This window comes from Salicibibacter cibi (genome assembly GCF_016495865.1).
Lineage (GTDB): Bacteria > Bacillota > Bacilli > Bacillales > Marinococcaceae > Salicibibacter > Salicibibacter cibi.
Genome location: NZ_CP054706.1, coordinates 1,913,168 through 1,933,541, shown reverse-complemented (window position 1 = coordinate 1,933,541; position 20,374 = coordinate 1,913,168). Strand labels below are relative to the sequence as shown.

Annotated in this window: 22 protein-coding genes and 1 pseudogene; 20 read left to right on the top strand and 3 right to left on the bottom strand. The window is 40.0% G+C overall.

What is annotated here, in order from left to right:
- The first annotated feature begins 52 nt into the window (after positions 1 to 52).
- Positions 53 to 442 (top strand): MerR family transcriptional regulator, encoded by a 390-nt coding sequence (locus HUG20_RS09885; RefSeq protein ID WP_425504069.1) that lies wholly within the window; start codon positions 53 to 55, stop codon positions 440 to 442.
- A 33-nt stretch (positions 443 to 475) separates the two neighbouring features.
- Positions 476 to 1,831: a type I glutamate--ammonia ligase gene (gene glnA, locus HUG20_RS09880; RefSeq protein WP_200084178.1), complete on the top strand. Its 1,356-nt coding sequence runs from the start codon at positions 476 to 478 to the stop codon at positions 1,829 to 1,831.
- 126 nt (positions 1,832 to 1,957) lie between these two features.
- On the opposite strand, the gene HUG20_RS09875 is transcribed toward glnA, so the two are convergent.
- Positions 1,958 to 2,791: a tyrosine-type recombinase/integrase gene (locus HUG20_RS09875; protein WP_343073168.1), complete on the bottom strand. Its 834-nt coding sequence runs from the start codon at positions 2,789 to 2,791 to the stop codon at positions 1,958 to 1,960.
- A 29-nt stretch (positions 2,792 to 2,820) separates the two neighbouring features.
- On the opposite strand from HUG20_RS09875, the gene HUG20_RS09870 reads away from it, so the two are divergent.
- From HUG20_RS09870 to HUG20_RS19490, 14 genes and pseudogenes are all read left to right on the top strand, one after another.
- Positions 2,821 to 3,081 carry a cystatin-like fold lipoprotein gene (locus tag HUG20_RS09870; protein WP_200084168.1) on the top strand — a complete coding sequence of 87 codons (261 nt, stop codon included), beginning with the start codon at positions 2,821 to 2,823 and terminating at the stop codon, positions 3,079 to 3,081.
- Positions 3,082 to 3,116: 35 nt separating this feature from the next.
- The gene (locus HUG20_RS09865) at positions 3,117 to 3,980 is read left to right on the top strand and encodes an RpnC/YadD family protein (protein ID WP_425504068.1); all 864 of its coding nucleotides are present in this window, start codon (positions 3,117 to 3,119) and stop codon (positions 3,978 to 3,980) included.
- A 446-nt stretch (positions 3,981 to 4,426) separates the two neighbouring features.
- Positions 4,427 to 4,651, top strand: coding sequence for a hypothetical protein (locus HUG20_RS09860; RefSeq protein ID WP_200084166.1), 225 nt, complete (start codon positions 4,427 to 4,429; stop codon positions 4,649 to 4,651).
- A gap of 189 nt (positions 4,652 to 4,840) precedes the next feature.
- Positions 4,841 to 5,095, top strand: a complete 255-nt coding sequence (locus tag HUG20_RS09855; RefSeq protein ID WP_200084164.1) for a hypothetical protein — start codon at positions 4,841 to 4,843, stop codon at positions 5,093 to 5,095.
- 792 nt (positions 5,096 to 5,887) lie between these two features.
- Positions 5,888 to 6,301 (top strand): MarR family winged helix-turn-helix transcriptional regulator, encoded by a 414-nt coding sequence (locus HUG20_RS09850; protein ID WP_200084162.1) that lies wholly within the window; start codon positions 5,888 to 5,890, stop codon positions 6,299 to 6,301.
- Positions 6,302 to 6,371: 70 nt separating this feature from the next.
- Positions 6,372 to 7,508, top strand: a complete 1,137-nt coding sequence (locus HUG20_RS09845) for an NADH-dependent flavin oxidoreductase (RefSeq protein ID WP_200084160.1) — start codon at positions 6,372 to 6,374, stop codon at positions 7,506 to 7,508.
- Positions 7,509 to 7,998: 490 nt separating this feature from the next.
- Positions 7,999 to 8,595, top strand: coding sequence for a TetR/AcrR family transcriptional regulator (locus tag HUG20_RS09840; protein ID WP_200084158.1), 597 nt, complete (start codon positions 7,999 to 8,001; stop codon positions 8,593 to 8,595).
- 73 nt (positions 8,596 to 8,668) lie between these two features.
- Positions 8,669 to 9,295, top strand: a complete 627-nt coding sequence (locus HUG20_RS09835) for a GNAT family N-acetyltransferase (protein ID WP_200084156.1) — start codon at positions 8,669 to 8,671, stop codon at positions 9,293 to 9,295.
- 258 nt (positions 9,296 to 9,553) lie between these two features.
- Positions 9,554 to 9,676, top strand: a pseudogene (locus HUG20_RS19795) (GNAT family N-acetyltransferase); the annotation flags it as partial.
- A gap of 133 nt (positions 9,677 to 9,809) precedes the next feature.
- Complete coding sequence (locus tag HUG20_RS09830; RefSeq protein ID WP_200084154.1) at positions 9,810 to 10,004, top strand: hypothetical protein; 195 nt, start codon at positions 9,810 to 9,812, stop codon at positions 10,002 to 10,004.
- A 587-nt stretch (positions 10,005 to 10,591) separates the two neighbouring features.
- Positions 10,592 to 10,786 (top strand): hypothetical protein, encoded by a 195-nt coding sequence (locus tag HUG20_RS09825; protein WP_200084152.1) that lies wholly within the window; start codon positions 10,592 to 10,594, stop codon positions 10,784 to 10,786.
- Between the two features lie 129 nt (positions 10,787 to 10,915).
- The gene (locus HUG20_RS09820; RefSeq protein ID WP_200084150.1) at positions 10,916 to 11,731 is read left to right on the top strand and encodes a CPBP family intramembrane glutamic endopeptidase; all 816 of its coding nucleotides are present in this window, start codon (positions 10,916 to 10,918) and stop codon (positions 11,729 to 11,731) included.
- Between the two features lie 202 nt (positions 11,732 to 11,933).
- Positions 11,934 to 13,325 carry a serine hydrolase domain-containing protein gene (locus tag HUG20_RS09815; protein ID WP_200084143.1) on the top strand — a complete coding sequence of 464 codons (1,392 nt, stop codon included), beginning with the start codon at positions 11,934 to 11,936 and terminating at the stop codon, positions 13,323 to 13,325.
- 175 nt (positions 13,326 to 13,500) lie between these two features.
- Entirely contained in the window at positions 13,501 to 13,632 is a 132-nt protein-coding gene (locus tag HUG20_RS19490; RefSeq protein ID WP_281392386.1) for a hypothetical protein, read from the top strand.
- A gap of 420 nt (positions 13,633 to 14,052) precedes the next feature.
- On the opposite strand, the gene HUG20_RS09810 is transcribed toward HUG20_RS19490, so the two are convergent.
- Complete coding sequence (locus HUG20_RS09810; RefSeq protein ID WP_200084141.1) at positions 14,053 to 14,592, bottom strand: GbsR/MarR family transcriptional regulator; 540 nt, start codon at positions 14,590 to 14,592, stop codon at positions 14,053 to 14,055.
- A 672-nt stretch (positions 14,593 to 15,264) separates the two neighbouring features.
- Here HUG20_RS09810 and HUG20_RS09805 point away from each other — a divergent pair.
- The 4 genes from HUG20_RS09805 to HUG20_RS09790 are packed head-to-tail and all read left to right on the top strand — an operon-like array spanning position 15,265 to position 18,602.
- Entirely contained in the window at positions 15,265 to 16,383 is a 1,119-nt protein-coding gene (locus HUG20_RS09805; RefSeq protein WP_200084139.1) for an ABC transporter ATP-binding protein, read from the top strand.
- A 3-nt stretch (positions 16,384 to 16,386) separates the two neighbouring features.
- The gene (locus tag HUG20_RS09800) at positions 16,387 to 17,019 is read left to right on the top strand and encodes an ABC transporter permease (RefSeq protein ID WP_246476374.1); all 633 of its coding nucleotides are present in this window, start codon (positions 16,387 to 16,389) and stop codon (positions 17,017 to 17,019) included.
- Between the two features lie 20 nt (positions 17,020 to 17,039).
- Entirely contained in the window at positions 17,040 to 17,930 is an 891-nt protein-coding gene (locus HUG20_RS09795) for a glycine betaine ABC transporter substrate-binding protein (RefSeq protein WP_200084136.1), read from the top strand.
- A 21-nt stretch (positions 17,931 to 17,951) separates the two neighbouring features.
- Positions 17,952 to 18,602 carry an ABC transporter permease gene (locus HUG20_RS09790; RefSeq protein WP_200084128.1) on the top strand — a complete coding sequence of 217 codons (651 nt, stop codon included), beginning with the start codon at positions 17,952 to 17,954 and terminating at the stop codon, positions 18,600 to 18,602.
- Between the two features lie 162 nt (positions 18,603 to 18,764).
- On the opposite strand, the gene HUG20_RS09785 is transcribed toward HUG20_RS09790, so the two are convergent.
- Complete coding sequence (locus tag HUG20_RS09785; RefSeq protein WP_200084121.1) at positions 18,765 to 20,240, bottom strand: transposase; 1,476 nt, start codon at positions 20,238 to 20,240, stop codon at positions 18,765 to 18,767.
- Positions 20,241 to 20,374: the final 134 nt, after the last annotated feature.

Sequence of the window (20,374 nt, the reverse complement as noted above, 5' to 3'; positions counted from 1 at the left end):
TTTAAAATAAAGCTATATTCGGTAAAAGATGTGAAGGGAAGGGGGAGAGAACGTGGGACAAAGCGACCGTTTGCATATGCCTTTGTTCTCGATTCGCATCGTCAAAGATTTAACAGATCTGACACCTCGCCAAATCCGCTACTATGAAAGCCACGGATTTGTAACACCGGCAAGGACCGAAGGCAATCAACGATTGTTTTCGTTCGCGGATGTAGACCGCTTGCTGGACATCAAACAACTAACGGAGCGTGGCATTAACATGGCGGGCATTAAAGAGGTGTTCCGGGATCGCGCGGAACAAGAGGAAAAGCAAAGCAAAGCAGAACGAGAGAGAATAGAAACGAAACGATTGCATGAACAACTCAGATGGGAAGCGCTTAATAATGCCCATGCGCATAAAGCGTCGATGATCCAGGGGCAAATTGCCCATTTTTTCCATTAAAAACAGCGGGATATCTATTGGGGGGAAATGAAAATGCCAACTTCGTATACGCATGAAGACATTACAAGAATGGTAGAAGAAGAAAATGTGAAGTTTATTCGACTGCAATTTACCGACTTGCAAGGAACCGTAAAAAATGTGGAGATCCCTACTGATCAATTGGAAAAAGCACTCGACAATCAAATGATGTTCGACGGTTCTTCCATTGAAGGGTTCGTGCGCATTGAAGAGTCGGATATGTACTTATATCCGGATTTGGATACGTGGGTGATCTTTCCATGGACGCCGGAAAAGGGGAAGGTTGCCCGTATGATTTGTGACATATATGAACCGCCCGAAAAGCCGGGGGACGAGCCGAAACCTTTCGATGGAGATCCGCGCAGGGTGCTTAAAAATGTGCTCGAAGAAGCGAGAAGCCTCGGCTACACCGACTTTAACATCGGTCCCGAACCGGAGTTTTTCTTGTTCAAAAACGATGAAAAAGGCGATCCAACATTGGAATTGAATGACAAAGGCGGTTATTTTGACTTGGCGCCTACCGACTTGGGGGAAAATTGCCGTCGGGACATTGTCCTTGAACTGGAAGGCATGGGTTTTGAAATTGAAGCTTCTCACCACGAGGTCGCTCCCGGCCAACACGAAATTGACTTTAAATATGCAGATGCCGTCACGACTTGTGATAATATCCAGACGTTTAAGCTCGTCGTCAAAACGATTGCCCGTCAGCATGGTTTGCACGCGACGTTTATGCCCAAACCTTTATTTGGCGTGAATGGATCGGGAATGCACTGCAACATGTCTCTTTTCAAAGGGAAGACCAACGCTTTTTACGATGAAAGCACCAAGACGCAGTTAAGCAAGACAGCTATGCATTTCCTCGCCGGCATTTTGGAACACTCGAAAGCATTCACGGCGCTGACGAACCCGATCGTAAATTCATATAAACGTCTCGTTCCCGGCTTCGAAGCACCGGTCTATATCGCCTGGTCCCATCGGAACCGGAGTCCGCTCATACGCATCCCGTCCTCGCGAAAAGCGAGCACAAGAATTGAAGTACGCAGCCCGGATCCTGCCGCAAATCCATACCTCGCGATAGCTGCGATGCTCGCCGCCGGCCTTGACGGCGTGAAACGCGAATTGCAGGCACCGGATGAAACCAACCGCAATATTTATGTGATGAGCGAGGAAGAACGGGAGGAAGAAAATATCCAAGCCTTGCCGCCGAGCTTAAAAGAAGCAATCGATGAGCTCAAGAGGGATAAAACCTTGCTTGATGCACTCGGTGAACACGCGGTGGAACACTTCGTCGAAGCAAAAGAAATCGAATGGGATATGTTCCGTACACAAGTGCACCCGTGGGAGCGGGAGCAGTATATGCAGAGTTATTAAATCATTGGAAGCCTTGGTGTATAAGCATCAGGGCTTTTTTTTCGTGATTTTTAAGACGGTCAGTGATCACGCAACCCCCGAAGGTCACGAAAAAGTCACGAAATGAAAAACTCGTGATCTAAAATATCACGAGCTGAAAACATCCCATGTGTGATCTTCAAATTTGTTCAGTGAGTCACGTTCGATTCGGTTGCTCACGTGACTATAAACATCAGCAGTGATCTGCATAGACCCGTGACCGAGAAGATCTTGAATATATTTCATTTCTGCTTCAGACTCAAGAAGAAGGACCGCAGCGGTGTGACGTAAAGAATGGATATCAAGGTCAGTTGGAAGGTCTGCTTTTTTACATAACCGCCTAAAAGCATTAAACAACGTTGATTTTGGAATAGGCGTACCGTCCTCGCGAGCAAACACAAGGTCAAGGTCGTGTCTGTAGTCCTTTCCAAAGCGCATCCGGTTATCATTTTGCCTGATTCTGTGGGAGTTCAGCTGCATAGTCCACCAATTTGTAATTGGTATTTCCCTTGCTGACTTGTATGTCTTTGTATCGCCAAACAGCTCGGGTGAATCCAAGTCCTCGCTGTAATCAAGACTCTGGATAATATTGATACGCTGATTAGACAGATCAACTTGTGACCATTGAAGCCCGCCTGCTTCACCTTTACGCATCCCTGTCTGTATCAAATGACAGAAAAACATGAAATAAAGCAGATTGTCCTTCTTAGCTGTTTGGAGAAACGCAGGGATCTGATCGTAGTCGATGAATCGAACTTTGTTCTTTTCGCTCTTTTCCCTTGGGGTATCTATGATAACATCTTCACAAAAATTGGCTTGTATCTTTTTTGACGGTTTGACCGCCCGTTTAATTGCCATATACATCGTTCTATGCGTCAATCTAACGGTTTGTTTACTAAAGCCTTTATCGTCAATCAAATAATTAATAAATTTTTGATACATATCTGGAGTGATATCTTTAAGCTTTAAGGATGGATGTAATCGCCTATTACCATGAAGAAAATGCAAATACGGATGAAGATATTGAAATAAGAGAAAATGCAGATATAAAAGTTTGGGAAGATGGTCGATATATCAGTGCTGTTTTTTATGATGAAGAAGGAAACGAGGAAGGGGATTTTATTATTGAGGAATTAAGAGGGGAATTTACAGACTTAAGGGGTGATCTTGATGCTGCAAGGCAATCGCCCGATCCAGATTACCAAGAACGTTTTGGGGAGGAAATAGATTAATGTCAATGGTAAAATGTTGATGGGAGGTTGTTTATATGTCTAATGAGCGTGAAACGATAAATGAAAGGCAAGTCGATCATGATCGTTTGTTCAAAGAGTTGATTCAGGAATTTTTTCAGGATTTATTTTTTCCAACGATTCATGAGCATATTGATTATGTGCATCTCAAATTTTTGGATAAAGAAATGATTACGGATGTCAGCGATCGGGAGAAACGGCATTTAGACATTGTTGTGGAAACAAGGTTACGGAATGAGGATAGCCTTATTATTGTTCATGTTGAACCACAGGCTTCTTACCAACCAACATTTAATGATCGCATGTTCCGGTATTTTAGTCGTCTGTATGAAAGGCATCGTAGAAGAATTGTTCCCATTGCTGTTTTTAGTTATGATGAAAAAAATAAAGAGGAACCCCAGTCATTTAACATGAGTTTCCCGTTTTTGGATGTATTGCAGTTTAACTACTTGACGGTTGAGTTGAAGAAATTGGATTGGAGGGAATACATTCGACAAGATAATCCTGTTGCAGGTGCATTGTTGAGTAAAATGGGTTACACTGAAGATGAGAAAATTGAAGTGAAAAAAGAATTTTTGCGGATGCTCGTTCGGCTTGAACTCGACCCTGCTCGAAATCATCTGCTAACCACATTTTTTGAAACGTATTTAGGGCTTTCAGAGCGTGAAGAGCATATACTGGCAGACGAAGTTAATCAACTTGATCCCAAGGAGGAGGCGAAAGTTATGGAATTGATGACTTCTTATGAACGTAAAGGGATAAAAAAGGTAGCCCTTAATTTGCTGTCGGATGGCATGGATATACAGAAAGTGGCTAAATTAACGGGATTAACGGAACAAGAGGTCAAGGAGTTAAAAAGCCAGCAGAGCAAAAACGATTAATACACGTTCATAAAAGGAAGGTTCCTTTCGCTCTTAATGCGATGGAGCCTTTTTATTTTTTGGAGTAAAAGTTGTGTAAGTATCGAAACAGTTACTAATGGTTCCATGAAAATAAAGATTTCTTGCTCGGAAAAAATGGATGGTTACTGGTGAATATTTTGTTTACCGGAACAATTCATGAAATTTTGTGATGAAATAGAATAAGTGTACAACAAAAGGAGGACGTTAAAATGAAAATGGCGAACAATCTGGCGATCAAGGGGTGTTGGAAATGAACGAAATGTATTCCATTAGAAACCATCATGGCGACTGAGCATGTCGCCACCATCTATAATGAAAACAAGTAATTTGGCGCAAAAAAGTATAATCATGACATATGTTGGTTATACTGATTAGTTTGCGCTGCTCCAATAATGGGTGTTTTCATACAAAAAGTACGTACGACGTTGACGGTTCAAACGCCGGATGAACCTGACACATCGGAAACAGGCGATGGGTTACTTGTGTGTGGTCGTTACGTCATTAATTTTATTGAAGCACCTGTTAAACATGTTGCTGTCCATGAACTACGAACGTGCCTATGCACACCCGGTGATCATATCATTTACGATTATATCGGTGACGTTGGGCGGCAAATGATAGCCGAAAAAAGGGTTGGATTTAAACGCTGATGAACTTCGAAACATGTCCAGTATAGATTTGCTGATCCATCTTACCATAAATCAAAAAGAGATTATATGAATGCAAATGACTATTATATTCAGCAGCATCCTAATTGATTTCAAGACCAATTGACTATTAGGTCTTGAAAAACTGTAATTACGATACTACAATTCACATAGTCATAAGGAGGGTTTCTGATGAACGAGAAGAAAAACCCTTGGCTTGCTGGGTTACTGTCTTTTTTCATATCGGGAGTTGGTCAAATTTATGCTGGTGCGTTTAGAATAGGCATATTTTTTATAATTTTATATATCTTGTTGGTGATCGGAGGAGGGTTTGAAATATTTAATGCAGTGGCAAGGTTACTATTTATATTATTAATACCAATATTATGGCTAGCAGCAATCATTCACGCAGTTTTATATGCAAGAAAAGTGAACACACAACCATAATTCTAAATTTAAGATAAGGAAGGTTTCATGTGTTAAACAATAATTACGATCCTCTTCGAGAGAGTGAAAGGGAGGATCATAAAAAGAAACTAAAAGCTCGGAGAGCTAAAATTGCATTTTCCATTTTAGCAGTGATCCTTATCATACAAATTGTAGGGTATTTTTCTGGGTTCAGTACGGAATGGTTGGATAATATGTTAGACTTCTTCCGTTTCGATGGTTAAAATCGTTTAGGATTCGATTTCAACAAAAGAGGTGCGATTATTGAGGAATGAAATTGACTTGTTACTTTTTGAAGGGTAACAAAAAAAGTAACGAAAAAAACGGTTATTGACGAAATTCAACGAAATTACGTTCCTTATTTTTGCAGGAAATTTTACATCCGCACAAGGCATGCGAAACTTTATCAAAGCTGGTGAATAAGGTTATGTTAAGGACGGCATGATGTAGAATTATGCTATGATCCCTGATATATCAGGATTGTTTTAACTACTCAATAACCTGTCTATGTGCATGTTTTTGATCATGTTTTGGGTGTTATTGAATCAGTGAATGAGGTCCTTCATCAGGTTACTGAACTTGGTGAAAGCCTCCTTTTTTTTTTTGATTTTAATAATTGTTTGCGCATGCATATAATATTTGTTATGGTATCAATAAGCACCTCAACCGAAAAATCGTTGGCGTTAATGTTCGTTCACGCCTTTGCTTGGAAGAAGAATGATTTATAAAACTTTCCTAGAATGTTGAAGGTCTTGGACTGCCTTTAAAGCCTGTTTTGAAAGGATTACAATTATGAATAATAATGAGTTGTTTAATGCTTGGCTTAATCTGACGAAATATCACGACCGTTTACTGAAAGCAATGGATTATAAACTTCAAGAACAATTTCAATTAGGCATTAAAGAATTTTACCTTATGCATTACTTGGCACAATCAGAACAAAAGAAGATGAAGTTATCAGATTTAGTTTCAAAAGTTAGCCTTAGCCATAGTGCTTTATCACGCTTAGTTACAAGACTTGAACAATATCGAGGCGGATCGTTAGTTGAACGCCAAACGTATGCAAATGATAAGCGATCGGTTGATGTCTTCCTTTCGAAAAAAGGGGAACATTGCATTCGTGAGATGCAAATGGTCATTAATGATCACTTACAGTCTTCACTAAGTGTGAAGGATATACAAAATATTAAAAGGCTTGTTGAATAAGGCTTTTAAAACTGATTGTTCAGGTAAGGATACATGTTAAACATGTAAATTTATAGGAGGCATTGTAGTAATGGATAAGAAGTATGAACCTTTATTTGAAAAAGTAACATTACCTAACAAAGTAGAATTAAGAAATAGATTTGTCTTAGCACCACTCACCCATGTATCTTCTAATGATGATGGTACAATTTCTGATGTGGAAATTAATTATGTGGGACCACGTTCTACAGATGTGGGATTAGCCATCTCTGCGGCCAGTAATGTGACTGATTTGGGAAAAGCATTTCCTGGCCAACCTTCCGTAGCACATGATTCAGGCCTTGATGGTTTGAAACGGTTGGCTAAAGCGATGAAGAAAAATGGAGCAAAAGCGATTGTACAAATACATCATGGCGGGGCACAGTCAATGCCGTACCTAACACCAAATGGAGATGTAGTTGCTCCAAGTCCTATAACTTTGCAAGGTGATGAGAAACATAGTCCATCCTATGAAAAAGAGGAACATCATGCCAGGGAAATTACTAAAGAAGAAATTGAACACACCATTAGAGCATTTGGCGAGGCAACACGCAGAGTGATCGAAGCAGGGTTTGATGGTGTAGAAATACACGGGGCAAACCATTATCTCATCCAACAATTTGTTTCACCATATTATAATCGTCGTGATGATGAGTGGGGAGAAAACAGATTCAAATTCCCAATGAAAGTTGTCGATGAGGTTGTTCATACGGTTAAAGCTCATGCAGATGAGAAGTTCATTGTTGGTTATAGATTTTCACCAGAAGAAGCAGAAACGCCAGGTATAACGATGGAAATCACAGAAGAATTGGTGAAAAATTTAATTGAGAAACCTTTAGATTATTTACATGTTTCATTAATGGACGTACACTCTACAACGCGTGAAGGTAGGTATCAAGGCGAAGAAAGAATTAAATTACTTCACCGATGGATTGATGGTCGTATGCCATTAGTTGGTATTGGATCAATATTTACTGCTGAAGACGCATTAGAGGCTGTAGAGTCAAGAAATGTTGACCTAATAGCATTAGGCAGAGAAATTCTATTAGATCATAATTTCGTTAATAAAATACAAAATGGTAAAGCGGACGAAATCATGTCGAAATTCGACCCTTATAGAGAAGATAAACATGATTTGCCACCTAATTTATGGGAACAATTTAATAAAGGTCTCTATTCATTGCCATGAACTGATGGCAAAAAATCCGTTAAAGCAGACGCGAAAAACGCCATGAAATCATGAAAAAATATCATGAAAAACGATAAGTTTAAAAATGGAAGTGTTGATTTATCAGGGATTTAAAGGTGTTCATGATACATTGTAAACCTTTGGCTGTCTTGAATATAATGAATTAAAAAAGATAATCATTGGTATGCAAGAAGACATAAACAAGAGATTTGATGGAGTGGATCGGCGTTTTGATGAAGTAGAAAAGGGCAGGAAGTTATTGGATCGGAGGTAGCTTCTTTACGAAAAGATGTGACGGAGTTTAAGGATGAATTGGCATATCAAGATCAGGAACAAGCAGAAATTAAACGTAGAATTCGCAGACTTGAACGTTGAGCATTTTAGAGTCTTTTAATTTTTAAATGGGTTGTAATTGTAAGTTACATCAATTATAATTAATAAAACGATCAGTCAGTTTATTAATATAAATAAAAATGATGAGGTAATCATTATGGCAAGACCTGTTGGTCAAGGCGAAAAAACGAAAAAACACATTGCAGAAAAAGCCAAAGTTCTTTTTGAACAAAAGGGTTATGCTGCCACTTCCATGGAAGAAATCCGTGAATTCACAGAAATTAGCAAAGGCAGTATTTATTATCACTTTAAAAGCAAAGAAGAATTATTTTTGTACACGGTTGAAACAGCCAATAAATCCTGGAGGGAGGCATGGGAAACTCAAGCCAATCAAGTGACGACGGCTACGGAGAAGTTATACTTGCTTGCCCAATACTACGCTTCAGATATGCAAAACCCACTGTCTCAAACTGTTCCAGAGTATATGGGCACAGAAAGCATCGAAGATATGGTGAAAGAAAAGATGATCCATCTTTTTCAGCCTGAATATGATATATTTTATCATATCATCGAGGAAGGCATACGTGATAAAGAGTTTATAAGTAATAAAACGATTGATGATTTAGCGTATATTCTTTATAGTACACTTACTGGTATGAGTGTTACACAATTCCTCGGTTACGATGAGGAAAAGTTTTATCTCCTTTACGAAAATGCGATTGACGTTTTTTTGAAAGGGATAACTAACAGGTAACCCCTTGTTCAAGGGGTTTTTAAACACATGTTAATAAACCGTACGGTCAGTTAATTAACAAGGAGGAATTTAAATGAAAAGATATGAAATTAGTGTAAGACCAATGAGAGAGTTAAAACATGATGTATCACGTGAGGTTGCAGCCGTTTTTGTTGATGGATACGAGAAAGATTTGGCGTTTCTCTCAAATAATCGAGAAAAGTTAGTTGAAGCGTTTCAGAAAATGATTAGTCCTGATGTTTTTTTCATTGCCACTTTAGAAGATGAAATTGTAGGCATTCTGGCTTGTTCCAATAACAAGAATCGAGCATTGACGATTGATAAAACAATATTGAGAAACTCATTTGGCTATGTAAAAGGGAGCATGGCTTATCATTTTATGAAAGATGAGTTTAATAAAAAATTGTCATACCAAGACGAGACAGGTTATATTGAATGTGTTGCCACCACAGTTAAAGCGAGAAGTAAAGGTGTTTCAACTGCTCTGATGCGTTACGTATTAGCAAATGAGAATTATTATCGTTATATTCTCGAAGTTGTGGATACGAATGAGGTTGCTTATCGATTATATAAAAAATTAGGTTTTACAGAGTTTGAACGAAAAAAGGAACGTTTTTCAAAGATGAAAGGCTTTAAGCATAGAATTTATATGGAATTGTGTGTATACACCAGATATAAGTTTGGTGGGCCATTGCAATAGTGAGGCAAATGATGATGGATATTGTGAAACATGTATGAATCGATATAGATTTATATTAGCTGATAGTAACAGATAAACGTTGAAAACAGTAACGCATTAGATTTAGCCCGCCGTGGGTAAACATTGTTAGGTGGTGGGGTGATTTAAATCCAAAGCAAACGAAGTGCGATTGTGTAATAACAGGGGTTTCGCCTCTCCTTGAAAACCGGGCGATCTAATTGAAATAATATTTGAAATGGTAGAAGGGAGCATAGGATAATCAAAATTCGAGGTTTTCAAAGTGACGATGTTAATCAGATTGTTTCGCTTTTTTATGAAACAGTACATTCTATAAACGCACGAGATTATTCACTAGAGCAACTTAATGCATGGGCACCTAAATGATTGTCCTTTTACTTTATCGGAGCGCGAGAGAAAAGTAAGCATCACTGGTGATAATAAATAGTTATGTTAAAATAAACGGAAGTTGAGATATAAATTAACGTAGCAGGTTAGGTCAAGGGGGTCAGATCCATTGAGAACAAAAAGGATAAGAAATTGGATGATTGGGTTAATGTTAATGGTTATGGCTATTATAACTATCAGCATTACTTCTAGCTACAACGGTTTTACAGCAGCTAAAAGTACTTGTGGGGAAAGCAATGGAACTATTACAGAAGAAAATTTGGATTTATTGGCTTTAAATTGGTCGTTATCTTGTGAGAAGTAAAATGCAAGATGTGAAAAAATTATTTGAGCGTATATTGAATAAGAATGCGCTTTTCAGAATCAGACCAGATTTTTGAACAACGATGATCTTTAACCTAAATCAGAAAATTGGTTACTATATGGTATTTAGCGACTTCACAGCAGCTCAAATTAGGATAGCTAGGCCAACAGACAAATTTGAAGGGGGGCATTGATGATTAGAGCTTAAACAAAAACTTTGTCTCATTGGGCTATTTGAATCTTAAAAAGCTATAAAAATGGGGCTGAATTAACTGATTTGTTTGAACGTAAATGTGACTAGTTGTTCATTATGCTGAGAATAATCATTCTGATAAACAGTGGCGGGATTTTACTTTGGAGCGCAAAAAGTATAGAGATACATATGATTATCCATCAACTCGGCCAAAAAATCCCTGTTAGAATAAAACTTTTAAAATGGAGGGTAGGGCTATTTTTGCTTTATTCGAACATATACCCTGCAAATTCTATACATGTGTCGAATTTTTATTAAGGAGCATACTTAGGGACTGCTGAATAACGGAAAAAGACTGGCACATAAGTATTTTCCGTTGGTGTTGTCAAAACTGGATGCAAGGAAATCCATCCTATAAGCAAAAAACCCTTGCACTTCTAGCAACGTACGGAGGGATGGTGCTGCAATGGCGAGACTCCAGCGGAAAAACGGACGCGTCAAGCCCCCGCAGCGCAGGTTTTGCGCGAGGAGGCTTGACCGTTCGTCCGCGGAAAGCGAAGCCATGGAAGCGGCATCCCGGCTTCAGCTGATAACTGCAAGTTGTTCAGCAATCCCTATTTAATTCATACTACATAGAAATCCTTTTGATGAGTGGGTAATAACTTAGCAAGAATGTTACTTCATCAAAAAGGGTTGAGAATAAGACGGGATGTGTAGATATGGATATTCAACGTTTGTCACTTATTTGGAGAATACTGATTGTTTTCTTGGCAGCGTCGATCATTTGGTGGGTATCCGGGGATGTTAATTCCTGGGTAGGAGCTGAGGGAGAATATGATCGTACGGCTCATATAATATCCGCATTACTCATATTTAGTTTAGTACTTCCTATGGTTATTGTTGCACGCAAGTATCTTGATAAACGATCCTGGATGAGTTTGAGGCTTACTTCATTCAAAGAGGGATGGAAACCTTTTGTCTTTGGAGGTATTAGCTACCTTGTACCAGCATTGCTAGGTATGATCATTTTTGTCATATTTGGTTGGACTAATATAAATGTTCAAGCTTCCTTTGGGGAGTTGTTAGTTGCTGTTATAGTGCTGTTGTTTCTTGTATTTATGTTCGAGGCATTACCGGAAGAACTCATTTTTCGTGGATATTTTTATCGTAACTTGAATAATGCTCTTTCTAAGTGGAAGGCAGTCTTAACTCAGAGCGGATTATTTGTATTGTTTGCTCTAATCATCGGAGCTGCACCAAGTGTTGACCGAATCGTATTTTTTTTAGCAATCGGAATTGTCATAGGTATGATTCGTGTTATCACTGAAAACGTATGGAGTGCGGTCGGTTTTCATTTAGCTTTTCAAACGATGCAGCAGATGTTTGGAAATCCCTATAATCAAGAATTAACATCTACAACACCCGCTCTCATGGAAATCGTTATTTTGGGAATCATTCCGTTTTCATTGGCAATTGTGACACTAAAACTTTTCGTTAAAAAAGAGCCAGACTGGAAAGAAATTAATCCTGAATAAAGAGACTAACTAAGTCTGAAATACGCTAAATGATCATTTGAAAGCAAGATAGTGTAGAAAAAGCCTTGCTTATCTCTAATAAGGTCATGAAACGTGGTGATTTTATAATTGGATCTTAAATGCATTTAACACTTGAACCTTACGTTGCGTGATGTTATATCATTGAAAAATGAGAATTTGACAAAAAATTGGGGGAACAGAAATGGACAAAAATAAATTTGAGGCATTTGCAAACGAACAAATTGAACAGCATAAGATCCCTGGCACTATGATAGCGATTCATAAAAATGGTACCGACATGTATGAAAGAGGATTTGGCTATCGTGATGGCGAACAAAAACTTTCCGTTACTAGTCAAACGGTTTTTGGAATTGGGAGTATTACAAAATCGATGACCTGTGTCGCCATCTTACAATTACAAGAAGCCGGAAAGCTTTCTGTCCATGACTCCGTCCTCACTTATCTTCTGGAGTTCAAAACCCCGGATGAAGCGAAGACAAAACAAATGACGATCCATCATTTCATGACCCATTCTTCCGGCATACCACCCCTACCAACGCTTTTCTACGCTAATAAAAACAGCATGGAAATGGAAGGTTCAATTGAGCAATTTAAGGCGATGGGAATGGAGTGGGATGACGAGCAGACCGCAATCGACACAAATGAGGATTTGTTCACTTTTCTTGCCGAACAAGATTACAAACTTTTGGGTGAACCGGGCCAATACATGAGTTATTCCAACGATGCCTATGCGCTTCTTGGCATCATTATTGAACGTGTGAGTGGCCGGAATTACACTGAATATATGAAAGAACATCTTTTTAATCCATTGGGGATGAACAATACCTTCTTTTCCCCCGAAGAGATCAAAGACCAAAACGAAGTGACACTCCTTTATACAACCGAACCGAGTGGTGATGAAGTTGAGATTGCTGCTTCTTCTCTTTGGTGGGATGCTCCGGCAATGTATGCAGCTGGCTACGTCAAATCAACAGCTGATGACATGCTACGTTACGGGGAGCTTTTTTCGAATGATCACCCAACGGTCCTAACACAGGAAAGCATCAATGCCATGATATTCCCTCATATTCAAATGCAACCCGGCGTTTACTACGGTTACGGATGGATGGTTTCTCCAGATTATTATGGAACGACACTCATTGAACATAGTGGAGGGATCAAAGGTGTATCTGCATCTTTTGCCATTCTGCCTAAGAAAGGGATCAAAGGCGTGTGTTTAACAAATATTGCAGGAGCACCTGCCAATCCGATTTTGATGGGTGGATTAAATTTGGCGAGTGAAAGAGATCCGAATGAGAACTACCTTCAATATGAAGATTACGAATGGAGTAATGAAGAACGCCAATTGTTACAAGGGAATTACGTAAGCAAAGAAGGGAACAACGTGGAAATTAAAGAGCAAGATGAACAACTCGTCGTTGTCAGTTATGGAATGGAACTCCCTGCACGATCAGTCGGACCCCAGCAAATGACCGTTCAATTTCACGGTCAAGAAACGTACATTGAAGGGATATATATCGACCAAGAAATTAAACGCATCAGTTTTGGGGGACGTCAGTTAATAAAAAGATAAACCGGACACGGTATGAACCTAATATGAAGGGAGATTAATGTAATTAGGGACTGCTGAATAGCGGAAAAAGACTGGCACACAAGCATTTTCCGTTGGTGTTGTCGAAGCTGGATGCAAGGAAATCCATCCTATAAACAAAAAAACCCTTGCACTTCTGACAACGTACGGAGGGACGGTGCTGCAATGGCGAGACTCCAGCGGAAAAACGGACGCGTCAAGCCCCCGCAGCACCGATTTTGCGCGAGGAGGATTGACCGTTCGTCCGCGGAAAGCGAAGCCATGGAAGCGGCATCCCGGCTTCAGCTGATAGCTGCAAGTTGTTCAGCAATCCCTAATTAAGTTGATGTGCCGTTTAATGCCTTATCGTCACCTTAGACATTATTCCAAGGTTAGTTATAACTTATTTTGGAGCAATAGAATTGCCATTTGATCAATGTAATCACTTAATAATCGAGGATATGTTTGGAAAGATAAGCCATCTCAACAGTTAATTAATGAGTATGGCATAGATTAGGTAAAATACCTCAAATCATCAACCGATTACATTCAGTTTGTTATCCCTGAATCGAGCGTTTTTGCGGAATAAACCCGTGGAACCCCCCGGCACGATTGGCGCCAGTGGGTTCTTTTTCACTATCCGAAAATATAAATTGTTTGAATGATAGTATAAGAAAAGAAAAGATTTTTTTCTAAAGGGTGCACCCAGTCTTTGAGCTCATTTGGGTGATTAATCTTCCTCTTTCAAAGGGACGTAGTCAAATATTTTATTGGTTTCAAAAGCTTCTAACAAGCGGTCTAACCAATCATAGTAGTTAATGGCTTCATAATTCTTTCGCAGAAGATCTTCTGCCTCTTCCCTCGTTTCATTGCTTATTTCCTTCAAAGCAGTGATTTCCTCTAGCTCATCTACGGTTTTTTGTACAGAAAGTGTATTATTTGTAACTGCTCTTCTCCAATTTGAACAAAATAATTTAATAAATCCAAGGTAATAATCTTGTTCGATTGCAAAAACATCTTTACGTCCAGCTTTATGAAATGATTTTTCCGCCATGTCCGCATCAAGCAGAGTACGAATAGCTGTACTCATTCTTGTCTTACTCATATTTAGCTCATCTTTCATATCATCAAGTGTCATTGGTTCGCCGTGATGGTACATAACGCCCATTAGACGCCCTACAGTTGATGAAAAACCGTACAATTCCATATTGTTAGCGGTTCTTTCAATCGATCGTTGTCTAAGCTGTTTCAAACGATTATCTACACTCATCATATCCTCCTTATTAGTATACGGTGTTCACCAAGTAGTAAATCCAATTCATATGGTTGACAAATAGGTATACTTGATGATAATTGCTACGGAAAAACACGACACTTTCCGTGGGCCACGAGCTCAACCTCCTCAAAAAAAGAAGTTCGCTTTTTTCTGCGGGGTCTTCGCCCTGCGCTTTCCCACAGGAGTCTCCGTGTTTTTCCTCCGTTAGGCTAGTGTTACTATCATAATTATCCGCTTATATCAACCATAGATTTTGGTGAAGAGCCCAGTTCTTTTCTAGAAAGTTTTGAACTCGAAGTAAATATTTAAAACCCCTCCTAATATTGATGTTTTCGCGTCAAAGGAACTGCTAAATTCGGGGAAGATTGAATTATTTATAGATTAGTTTACTTGTATTTAGTTTAAGTGCATTGCCATAAATAAAGCAAATTAAAAAAAGCGTGTATTAACGAGATATACTTAGATAAAAGTATGTAAAGAACATACAGTAAAAACTGTATATAAATTACACACGAAATTGACCGTTTATTCGTTTTGTAATAACTGAAACGATATGTTTAAAATATTTAGCGTAGCCGCTTGAACTGGTTTTCCTTATGTATCATTGAAGTATTGTTGATGATTCGTGCCTGAAATGATTCTAGATAAGGATGTGTTAAAGAAGAGATGATTAGATTGGAAAACATCAAAAAAACCTACGCGGATGGTTTTCAAGCCTTAAAAAACATTAATCTTCACTTCGAGCAAGGTCAATTGAATGTGCTGATTGGCCCAAGTGGATGTGGGAAAACGACAACGATGAAATTGCTCAATCGATTAATAGAACCTTCGGACGGAACAATTTTGGTGGATGGAAAAGACATCTCATCCATAGATCCTGTCACACTCCGACGAGAAACAGGATACGTCATTCAGCATGTCGGTCTATTCCCTCATATGACAATTAAAGAAAACGTAGCTTCTGTACCGAGATTGCTTAAGTGGGATAATGACAAAATTGAAAAACGGGTTAATGAACTATTACATCTTGTCCATCTTGACCCGGATACGTTTAAGCATCGCTATCCCTCCGAGCTGAGCGGGGGACAACAACAGCGGATTGGCGTTATACGTGCACTTGCCGCAGAGCCGCCTGTTATCTTGATGGACGAACCGTTTAGTGCACTTGATCCAATCAGTCGTGAACAATTGCAAGACGAACTGGTACGTTTGCAAAAAGAGATCAATAAAACGATTGTGTTCGTTACGCATGATATTGATGAGGCTTTAAAAATAGGGGATCAAATTATTCTGATGCGAGACGGGGAAGTCGAACAAAAGGGCACGCCTAATGAACTGCTTAGTGATCCAGTTAGTGATTTTGCGATTGATTTTATTGGTGAGCATCGTTTAAACAAAGCAAGAAAACAGGTAAGAGTAGAAGACTTAATGACTAAATGTGATGAAACGCTGTTTAATCATTCCGACCTTCAACAAGCCTTGGAGATGATGAGGGATAGAAAAACTGATCGTCTTTTCGTTGTTGATAACGAGAACGTACTTAAAGGTTATGTTGATATTTATCAGCTTATGAAAGAAAAGGATGAAGCAAAACTAGTAAATGCTGTACAACCGTTTAAGTCACAAATCAAAAAACGAACGTCACTAAAGGATGCGCTGCAATTTATGAACAGCGAAAAGATCAACGAGTCACCGGTCATGGAAGAAAACCGAGTTATAGGGATGCTTACCTATCAACATGTATTCAATTATCTACAAACCCTTGACTTTGGGAAAGGAGAATAGCGAGTGGAAAATAGTTACGTAGATTTTTTACAAGCTCGTGCTAATACTATCATTACGTATTTTTTAGAGCATATTTTCATCTCGTTTATATCCGTTATCATTGGGGCAATGATTGCAATCCCAGTTGGCATTTTGTTAACACGGATCACATCAGACACCTTTAAAAATAGCATTTTTAATATCGCGAATATCTTCCAAACAATTCCGACCATAGCTTTATTAGCATTGTTTGTTCCATTATTAGGCATAGGGATGCCACCGGCCATTGTTGCGCTCTTTCTATTTTCATTACTGCCTTTGTTGCGTAATACTTATGCCGGTATGCAGTCGGTCAGTGAAGACATCAAGGAGTCTGCAAAGGGGATGGGCTATAACTCATTTCAACAATTATGGAAGATTGAATTTAAAATTGCTTTCCCCTATATCATGTCAGGATTACGAATGACAACTGTTTACGTCATTAGCTGGACAACGATTGCTGCAGTCATTGGGGCCGGAGGCCTTGGTGGTCTTGTTATGTCCGGCTTGAGTATGAATGACGCCTACTACATTTTCACTGGGACCATTCTTGCTGTAATTTTAGCACTTATCGTCGATTTTATTATGAGCAAAGTTGAGAAAAAAATCATTTATTAAAAAAAAGGAGCTAATCAACGATGAAAAAACAAATTGCTTTATCACTCCCCATCCTTTCCGGCCTTCTACTCAGTGCATGTGGCGAAAATGACGATACGATTAACTTTGGGACGCAACAATATACAGACCCGAAGATTTTGGCTCATATCGTTGAAGGGATCGTAGAGGATCGTACGGAGTATAACGTTGAAATTACAAAGGATATTAATGCCAGCCCGCAAGTCATTACCTCACTTGAGCAAGGTGAATTTGATATAGCAACGTTATATTCAGGGGAGGTTTACAACAATCACTTTGACGGAGTTGAATTCACAACCGATGCTGAAGAAACATTTCGTCAAGCACAAGAAGGGTTTGAAGAACATTTTAACTTTACATGGTATGACAAGATTGGATATACGAACAATTATGTTCTTGCTGTTAATGAAAATGTTGCTAACGAGCATAATCCTGAACAAATCGAAGATTTAGAAGCTTACGCTGATCAACTTAATTTAGGAACCGACAACACCTGGCTCGAGCGTGAAGGCGATGGTTATCGTGATTTTCAGGAAACCTATGATTTCTCATTCAATGATGAAAGAGGCATGAATGTTCGTTTGATGTATGAAGCAGTCGAAAATGATGAATTGGATGTGGTTACCGGACATTCAGTTGACCCACAAATTATTGAATTAAATATGAAAACCTTAGAGGATAACAAGGATTTTTTCCCGTCTTTTGAAGGGGCATTTGTAGCCAATAATGACATGGTGGAGGAATACCCTGAGGTCGATGAGATCCTGCAGGAACTACAAGATTCAATAGATACGGAAACGATGACAGAGTTAATCTATGAAGTCGACCTGGAAGGTCGCAGCGAGGAAGAGGTCGCGTATGAATGGTTAGAAAAAAATGGATGGTTAGATTAATACCATAAGGTGGTTAAACGAATGGACTTCTTAGGAAATATTGTCGAGGCATTTATCTATATAGCCCAAAACTGGGACTTATTATTAGATCTTACCATTGATCATATGTTGATGGTTGGTTTAGGACTAATCCTGGCTTTAATTGTAGGAATTCCATTAGGGTTGTTATGTGCGACCCAAGAGCGGATTGCCCCTTTTATTCTGTCATTAGCAAACATCATTCAAAACATCCCAAGTATCGCTTTGCTCGCGATTATTATGCTTTATTTTGGGTTAGGCTTTTACACAGTTGTGGCCGGTTTATTCCTTTACTCATTGTTACCTATTATCCGTAACACGTATGTTGGCGTAAAAGAAGTTGATCCAAGCATTATCGAAGCAGGTCGGGGAATTGGAATGACAGGGTTACAGTTATTGCGCAAGGTCCAGATTCCTCTCGCTCTCCCATTTATGACTGCAGGTTTGCGAGTGGCAGCCGTTATAGCGATCGGTGTTGCGTCCATTGCCCCCTTTGTTGGGGGAGATGGATTGGGGCGAGAGATTGTCTCTGGTATTAACGCACGAGATGATGTGCGTATTTACGCAGGCGCTATTCCTGCTGCCGGCATTGCCATTATCTCTGATCTTTTGCTAGGAAGATTGGAAAAGAAATCAAAAAAGAGAATCGGCTAGCGTGCTTATTTTAATAGCCTCTCGGAATTAGAAGGCGACGGGGGTGGTTCGAGGCAAGAAACGGATAGACAATAGGCCTAAAATGGTTTGAAGCATATGGAAATGAAAACCATTTTCAAAAAAGGGCATACGTGCAGAATTTTGGATGTCGTTTTTTAAAACTTAAGCAGCGGCAGGGCAGATAGTCGTTTTGAGCTGGTTCCAGTCGTCTTTTTGGCTTTCATACCAGGCGTCTATGTGTTGGCAGATCATAATGCCATAAATACGCATGTACCACATCATCGTTGATCGGTGTCGACCGGCTTCCAGTTGATAATCATTCTTCTCGCGTTTGTTTGTCCGTTCGCTTGAAGTGCGGCGTTTGTAGATGTCTTTCCACGCTTGAGAATCGCGTGGCGTTTTGGGAAACAAACGCAGGTTGTCACTTGATTTCGTGTGATAGGTCCGGCCGTATGTCGCGTCCGAACACCCGCAGGATGGCGTGCAGCGCCACTTCCTGCGATTCTGGGATTTGTCGAAGCCATTTGGTTTCATTTCACGACCGTTGGGGCAGATGGGAATGCCCTCGGGTGAAATCTGAATATCACTGTTCGTTTCGATATTCTTTTTGCTTCTGTTGTTCAAATCGATGAAAGGCTCGGTACCTTGCTTATCCAAGAGCTCATAGATAGCCTCGGCGTCATGAGCGGCATCGAGAAGCATACGATTCACGGATCCCAAGGTGTAGCGTTGGTTGAATTCAACCGCGCTCGCGACCAAACTGACGGCATCATGCCGGGATGCCGGATGCAGACGTGGATACAATGGCAGGTCATGCGGGCTGTCCGCGGCCGCTAACATATAGAGATGATAGCCGTTAAAGTACTTCTCACGGGAGCTGTCCCATCCACCGTCACAATCCGGCTGGGAATAGATGCGATGATGATGGCAGCCATAAATCCCGTTCGCGCGACAATCACAGGTCGGTTTGCTTCGCCGGTAAGCTTGCGTGACAACAGGCGTACCATCCCCGGCGACACTGAGCGCATCAGGATCTCCGATCAGGCCTAGGTCCGCAGAAACCTTTAAGATATTCTGTTCGAAAAACTGAAAAAGTGGGTCGCCGGGCAATGGTTTGACGATGTCCATATGGCGTTCCGACCATCGTGCGAAGCGTTCGACTTTACCCGGTTTGTAATTGGCTTTTTGGCCTTTCTTTCCTTTTTGGCCCTTCTTCTTGTTCTTTTTCGGTTTTTGCTTCTTGGGTTTTAAGTTTTTGGTCGCCTCGGGCCAGAGGCGCTCGATAAACTCATAGAACGTGCCAACCCCGGGGATATCATCAGGAGAAAAGCCGCTCAAGATCGCGTAAATAGGTGTGCGTTTCATTTCGTTGATCCATTGGGTGATCCCGATGCCGGGATTTGTGAACAAAAAGACGAGATAGGAACGCAACATGGAAGCCGGATCGCGGGGTTCTGGCCCTTGATCCGCATACTGCTCCATCAGTTGGCCGGTAATGCCTGAAAGGTCGGCTTGCCAACATTTGAGGATGAGCGGCCAATCCTGACTCAAATGGATAATGGAGCGTCCGTAGTGTTCCTGAAGTTGTTCAAGGACAAAGGTTTGATACGTGTCATGAGGAAAAACCGTTGGTTTCAAAAGAAAACCCCCAAAAATCGTAGTAAAGGAAAATACATTCCCTTCACCGGCGATTATGAGGGTGATTTGAAAAAGTCAAGGGCTTACAGACCCAATTATAAAAGAAATTTTCGTGATTCACATGACTGGATTTA